This window comes from Fulvivirga aurantia, from assembly GCF_009711475.1.
Lineage (GTDB): Bacteria > Bacteroidota > Bacteroidia > Cytophagales > Cyclobacteriaceae > Fulvivirga > Fulvivirga aurantia.
In genome coordinates this window covers 1-2,040 of record NZ_SMMD01000364.1, presented here as the reverse complement: position 1 = coordinate 2,040, position 2,040 = coordinate 1, and the positions used below count along the sequence as shown (strand labels likewise).

At 37.6% G+C, this 2,040-nt stretch carries 1 protein-coding gene; it reads left to right on the top strand.

What is annotated here, in order from left to right:
* Positions 1-2,040 (top strand): VWA domain-containing protein (locus tag E1176_RS20380; RefSeq protein WP_185152552.1); only part of this gene is annotated, 2,040 nt, incomplete at both ends.

The following is a 2,040-nucleotide window of genomic DNA, read 5'->3' as shown; positions in this document are numbered from 1 at the left end:
CTATGGAGATGCAGAGACCCGCGTTGATTTTCGAACACTCCCCTTTATTTATTATTGTTTGTATCCTGGCAGGATTGGCATATGCTTATGTACAATACCAGAAGTCAGGGCCATGGGGTCAATCGCTTAACAGGATCTTATTTGTCGCCAGAGCTTTATTGGTCAGTGTCATTGCTATGTTGCTTGTTTCACCAATTCTTAAGCAAGTAAAAAATGTTATAGAAGAGCCTACCTACGTTATTGCTGTTGATAATTCTTCGTCAATAGCCAGATCGACCGATAGTACACGATTGCGTACATTATATAGCTCTATAAATGATTTGGTTGAGTTGAAAAAGGAAGAAGGATATGCCATAGATATCCGTACTATAGATGGTGAAAGTCACGAAAAAATCCCTTCAGATGTTAAATTAGATTACAGTCAATCTGACCTTGCAGGTTTTTTGGATCAAATCTCGGCAGATTATGAAGGGAGAAACCTTTCTGGTGCCTTATTAGTTTCTGATGGAATTTTCAACGAAGGTATATCACCAACTTTTACAGACTATAATTATAACATCGATGTTTTAGGTGTTGGAGATACTATACCAAAGGCGGATGTGAGTATTCGGTCTGTGGTTTACAATAAAATTAGTTATCAAGGCAACCAGTTTCCGGTTGTGGTGCAGTTTACTCAAAAAGGTTTTGAAGGAAGAAATGTAAACGTAGCTATATCACAAGGAAGTAAAGTAATTGAAAGTAAAACTGTAGGCCTTAAATCTGATCACCAGCTAAATGAAATAAGGTTTTTAGTAGAAGCTTCAGAAAAAGGATTTCAAAGATACACTGTACGCATTACACCCCTGGCCAATGAGTTTACTACTATAAATAATACCAAGCAGGTTTATGTAGAAGTTATTGAAGGTACCGAAAATATAGCTGTAGTAGCAGCAGCTCCTCACCCTGATATCAAAGCTTTGCGATTTGCTATAGAAAGTAATTCCAATTACACGTTTGATCAATTTATTTACAGTCTACCGGCAGACAGAGCAAGATTGGCTAACACCACCAAGCAGTACGATCTTATTATATTTCATCAACTGCCCGATAGAAGGGGAGTTGGAGCGATAAACCCCAAAATGCTGGAGGGTGTTGCTCAACTCTTTATTTATGGAGAAAGTACAGATATCCGATTTTTTAATGAAATAAATGAGGTGCTTACATTAGATGCTGTACCAGGAGAATATGATAAAGTAACGGCAAGTTTTAATCAGGAGTTTATGAATTTTAAGCTAAGTGAAGGCCTGCAACAAACTTTCACGGAACTGCCTCCCATCAATGTTCCTTTTGGTAAAATTGATTTGAGTAAAGGTACTAAAGTGATGCTTTACCAACAGGTGGGGAGCATAGTCACAACGAAACCACTGATCGCTTTAAATGAGGAGATAACACCAAAAAAAGCCGTAGTGCTGGGTGATGGTTTGTGGAAGTGGCGTCTAACAAGCTTTGTAAACAATGAGAGTCATGAGCAATTTAATGAGCTTATAACTAAGCCGGTGCAGTTTTTATCTTCTAAAGATGACAGAAGAAAGTTTAAAGCCTACCCGATTAAAAATGAATCTACCACAAACGAAGCTGTTGTTTTTGACTCGGAGGTGTATAACGATTTATACGAGCGAGTGTATGGCAATAGAATCAACCTCACAGTTACCGACTCAGAGGGTAAAGCCCGAAATTTTACTTTTATAACTAATGAGAATAATACCAGATATACAATTAGTGGCTTGCCGGAAGGTATCTACAACTACAGCGCAAGTACTAATTTAAATGGTAGTTTAGAATCTGTTTCAGGTGAGTTTTTAGTGAAGGACTTACAGGTTGAAGATATAAACCTCACAGCTGATTTTGATTTACTTCGCGAACTATCGGCCAAGAATGGAGGGCAATTTTACCTGGATGATGAATTAGAAGATTTGAAAAATAACAACTTACCAGCACAGGGTATCATTCACTCAAGTGAACAATATTTGCCTTTCATAAATATCAAATGGCTTTTCTTTG